3 protein-coding genes and 1 pseudogene are annotated in these 4,204 nt (G+C 74.2%); all 4 read left to right on the top strand.

Going from position 1 to position 4,204, the window contains the following annotated elements:
• Nucleotides 1-97, top strand: a pseudogene (locus tag ACWGB8_RS10695) (electron transfer flavoprotein subunit beta); the annotation flags it as partial.
• Between the two features lie 58 nt (nt 98-155).
• Nucleotides 156-1,118 (top strand): electron transfer flavoprotein subunit alpha/FixB family protein, encoded by a 963-nt coding sequence (locus ACWGB8_RS10690; protein ID WP_452212275.1) that lies wholly within the window; start codon nt 156-158, stop codon nt 1,116-1,118.
• A 293-nt stretch (nt 1,119-1,411) separates the two neighbouring features.
• Entirely contained in the window at nt 1,412-2,833 is a 1,422-nt protein-coding gene (locus ACWGB8_RS10685; protein WP_452212273.1) for an acyl-CoA synthetase, read from the top strand.
• 337 nt (nt 2,834-3,170) lie between these two features.
• On the top strand, nt 3,171-4,013 hold the full coding sequence (locus tag ACWGB8_RS10680; RefSeq protein WP_452212271.1) for a C40 family peptidase: 843 nt from the start codon (nt 3,171-3,173) through the stop codon (nt 4,011-4,013).
• Nucleotides 4,014-4,204 lie beyond the last annotated feature (191 nt).

Genomic DNA, 4,204 nt, shown 5'->3' with positions numbered 1-4,204 from the left:
GGCGCGTCCGGCGCGTACCGCGGGCACGGTCGTGAAGGACGAGGGCGAGGGCGGCAAGCAGCTCGCCGAGTTCCTCGCCGGCCAGAAGTTCATCTAGTCCCACCGCCTCTCGCGCACTCCACGCGCAACCAACGATCGATCAGGAGCAACGAATCATGGCTGAGATCCTGGTTCTCGTGGACCACGCCGACGGCGCGGTCCGCAAGCCGGCCCTCGAACTGCTGACGCTGGCGCGTCGGATCGGCGAGCCGTCGGCCGTCGTCCTGGGCGCCGGTGCCGCGGCCGGCGACATCGCGGCGAAGGCCGCCGAGTTCGGTGCGGCCAAGGTGTACGTCGCGGACGGCGCCGAGTTCACCGACCGGCTCGTCGTGCCCAAGGTGGACGCGCTGGCGCAGATCGCCGCGTCCACCGGTGCGGGTGCGGTGCTGGTGACCTCCTCCGGCGAGGGCAAGGAGGTCGCCGCCCGCGTCGCCCTCCGCCTGGGCTCCGGCATCATCACCGACGCCGTCGACCTGGAGGCCGGCGACAGCGGCCCGGTCGCCACCCAGTCCGTCTTCGCGGCCTCCTTCCAGGTGAAGTCCAAGGTCTCGCGCGGCGTGCCGGTCATCACCGTCAAGCCGAACGCCGTCGCCCCCGAGGCCGCCCCGGCCGCCGGCGCGGTCGAGAACGTCGAGGTCCGCTTCACCGGCAACGCCGCCACGGTCGTCTCCCGCACCCCGCGCGTCTCCTCGGGCCGCCCCGAGCTGACCGAGGCCGCCATCGTGGTCTCCGGCGGCCGCGGTGTCGGTGCCGCCGAGGGCTTCGGCGTCGTCGAGGAGCTCGCGGACGCCCTCGGTGCGGCCGTCGGCGCCTCCCGCGCCGCCGTCGACGCCGGCTGGTACCCGCACAGCAACCAGGTCGGCCAGACCGGCAAGCAGGTCTCCCCGCAGCTGTACGTGGCCAACGGCATCTCCGGCGCCATCCAGCACCGGGCCGGCATGCAGACCTCGAAGACCATCGTGGCGATCAACAAGGACGCCGAGGCCCCGATCTTCGAGCTCGCGGACTACGGCGTGGTGGGCGACCTGTTCGCCGTCCTGCCGCAGCTGACCGCCGAGGTCAAGTCCCGCAAGGGCTGATCCGCGCAACCGTCGGCGAAGGGCGCGTCCGGGTGACCCCGGGCGCGCCCTTCGGCGTACGCGCCCGCGCGGGGCGCGCCTGCCTGTACGCGGGCGCCCGGTACGCGCCCGTCCGTGTGTGGGCGCCCGTGCGTGGGCGTCGGCCGGGGTGGTGGCCCGGTGGTTCCGGGGGTGCCCCGAGATACCGGAGACACCCGGAGGCGCGGCGTCCGGCGTTCCCGGAGACGCCCGGACGGCCCCGTAGAGTCGGGCCGGACGAATGGTCGGGCACCGGTGGGAGCGAGACGGACGTGATGACACTGTTGACGGCACTTCAGGGTGCGTACGGCGACAGCGGGGATGCGCTGCGGATCGACGGGCGGGAGCTCTCGCGCGAGCAGCTGCTCGGCGCGGCCACCGCCGTGGCCGACCGGGTCGCCGGGGCGCCCGCGCTCGCCGTCCTCGCCCGGCCGACCGTGGAGACCGTCACCGCCGTGGTGGGCGGGCTGCTGGCCGGGGTGCCCGTGGTGCCGCTGCCGCCCGACTCCGGGACCGCGGAGCGCGCGCACATCCTGCGGGACTCCGGCGCCGCCCTGCTCGCCCACGCCGTCGGGGAGCAGCCGCCCGTCGGCACCGGCGTGGCACCGCTGCCGGTCGACGTGCTGCAGCGCTCGGCCGCCACGTACGCCGAACCCGCCCCCGAGGCACCCGCGTTCGTGCTCTACACCTCCGGCACCACCGGTGCGCCCAAGGGCGCGGTGCTGCACCGTTCGGCCGTCGCCGCCGACCTGGACGCGCTGGCCGACGCCTGGCAGTGGACCGCCGAGGACACCCTCGCGCACGGCCTGCCGCTGTTCCACGTGCACGGTCTGGTGCTCGGCGTCCTCGGCGCGCTGCGGACCGGCAGCCGACTGGTGCACACCGGACGGCCCACCCCCGCCGGCTACGCGGCCTCCGGCGGGAGCCTGTACTTCGGCGTGCCGACCGTGTGGTCCCGGATCGCCGCCGACCCGGAGGCCGCCGGACAGCTCGCAACGGCCCGCCTGCTGGTCTCCGGCAGCGCCCCCCTCCCGGTGCCGGTCTTCCGCAAGCTCGCCGCGCTCACCGGGCACGCCCCGATCGAGCGGTACGGGATGACCGAGTCGCTGATCACCGTCAGCACCCGGGCGGACGGCGAACGGCGGCCCGGCAGCGTCGGCCTGCCGCTGGACGGCGTCCGCACCCGCCTGGTCGGCGAGGACGGCGAACCCGTCCCGTACGACGGGGAGAGCGTCGGCGAGCTGCAGGTCGCCGGGCCGACCCTGTTCGCCGGGTACCTCAACCGGCCCGACGCCGACGCCGAGGCCTGGACGGCCGACGGCTGGTTCCGCACCGGGGACGTGGCCGTCATCGACCCGGACGGCTTCCACCGCATCGTCGGCCGGGCCTCCGTCGACCTCATCAAGAGCGGCGGCTACCGGATCGGCGCCGGCGAGGTCGAGGCCGCCCTGCGCGACCACCCCGCCGTCGCGGACGCCGCCGTCGTCGGCGCGCCGGACGACGACCTCGGGCAGGCCGTCGTCGCGTACGTCATCCCGGACGGTGCCGTGACGGGGGAACAGCTGACCGCGTTCGTGGCCGAACGGCTGTCCGTCCACAAGCGGCCCCGGCGGGTCGTGCTGGTGCCCGAACTGCCGCGCAACGCGATGGGGAAGGTGCTGAAGAAGCAGCTGCTGACGGAGGCGCAGGGCGGCTGACGGGGCGGCGGGCGGGGCGTCGGGTGGGCCGGTCGGTCGTCCGGCCGGCGCCCGGCGGTGTCCGGTCGGCAAGGCTACGAGGGCCGGGCTGACGGGGGCTCGGGGCGGGCCGATGCGTGGTCGGCGGCGGCTCGTCAGATGACGGGTGCTCACGGGCTGTGAACCCTTCCTTTGGCGCACTCCACTGCGCGGTGTGAGCGGGCGCGTGCCTAACGTGACTCGCAGGGCAGAACTGAATGCCCGTTCGATCGGCATGCCGGGCTCCGACCCGTCGAGCTCCGGCCGCGTCGAGCACCGACTCGTCGAGTGACGCACCACAGGTAAGGAAGTCAGCAGGATGACCACCGTCAAGAGCGCCGCCAGCCCGTCCCGCACCTCCCGCTCCTCCCGGCCCGGGCGCATCCGCCGGGGGATAGCAATGGTGGCCGTGATCGCGGGCGGCGCCGGTGTCATCGGCCTCGGCGCCGGCGCAGGCACCGCGAGTGCCGAGCCCGCCCCCGCCCACGCCGGCTGGGACGGCTCGCGCTACTGGTTCAAGAACAGCCAGGGGCAGTGGCGGTGGACCTCGCACTACGACGTCTACCTGGCCCGGACCACCGGCAAGAGCACCAAGAGTGCCACCACGAGCACGGCGAAGGTGTCGAACGGCACCATCAAGCAGGGCTGGGACGGCTCGCGCTACTGGTTCAAGAACAGCCGGGGCGAGTGGCGCTGGACCAGCCACTACTCCATCTACCTCGCCCGGACCAGCGGGACGTCGACGGCCTCGACGACTACCGCGACCTCGGCCGACTCGACGCCCGCCCCCGCGGCCGACGCGGACGTGGAGACGGCGGTGCAGTTCGCGCTCGCCCAGCTCGGCAAGCCGTTCCGGACGGCCGGCAACGGGCCGGACGGCTACGACTGCTCGGGCCTGGTGCAGCAGGCGTTCAAGCGCGGCGGCATCGCCCTGCCGCGCGTCGCCAACGACCAGTACGCCGCGACCACGCCGGTCCGGGCCAGCCAGCTGCGCCGGGGCGACCTGCTCTTCTGGTCGGACGACGGCACCGCCCGCGGCATCCACCACGTGGCGATCTACCTGGGCAACAACCAGTACGTCGAGGCCGCGCGACCGGGCACCAACATCCGCATCTCCCGGATCAGTACCGGCTACTACCCCACACACATGGGGCGGCCATGAGGCCGGCCGGCGGGAGGACAGGATGGGGATGGGGGCGAGGTGACGTGAGGTGACGTGAGGAGTGGTACCCCTCTGCGCCGGAAGTCGGCCGGTCCGACTTCCGGCGCAGAGGGGGTGGTGGTGTGGGATGATAATGTTGGCCCACCGGGGTGCGGGGTGGGGGTGTGCGCGCGTGTGGGCGCCGGTGGTTA

It is taken from the genome of Kitasatospora sp. NPDC054939, assembly GCF_053610105.1.
Note: the sequence above shows the minus strand (reverse complement) of the source record. Positions and strands in the feature narration are given on the sequence as shown.